This is a genomic window from Streptococcus sp. 1453 (assembly GCF_013276955.1).
Classification (GTDB): Bacteria; Bacillota; Bacilli; order Lactobacillales; family Streptococcaceae; genus Streptococcus.
Map to the genome: position 1 here is coordinate 1 of NZ_VMLZ01000010.1, position 327 is coordinate 327.

Annotated in this window: 1 protein-coding gene; it reads right to left on the reverse strand. The window is 48.6% G+C overall.

The window, feature by feature from the left end:
* A partial coding sequence (locus HW098_RS07615) for a hypothetical protein (protein WP_176139728.1) occupies positions 1-327 on the reverse strand: 327 nt, incomplete at both ends.

Sequence of the window (327 nt, forward strand, 5' to 3'; positions counted from 1 at the left end):
ACCTACATGGTCGGCTGTATCCACTACTGCTGGGACTGGTGCACTTGGTGTTGTCGCAATAGCTGGCATTCCGACAGTACCTGTTCCACTCAAGTCACTGTTTCCACTACGAGCTTGTGCTTCTACAGTACCCTCAGCTTTCACTGCTTCATGACCTACTGTCACTTTACCAGTATCTGCGTCCACTGTCAGACCTGCCACTGTCTTGTCGGCTGACCATTTACCTTGGTCGTTCTTCTTAACAGTAACTGTATCCTTGCCTGAACCATCTGCTTTATCGAAGGTCACAACAACCTTATCCGCATGTTCTGGTGCTGGAATCTCAAT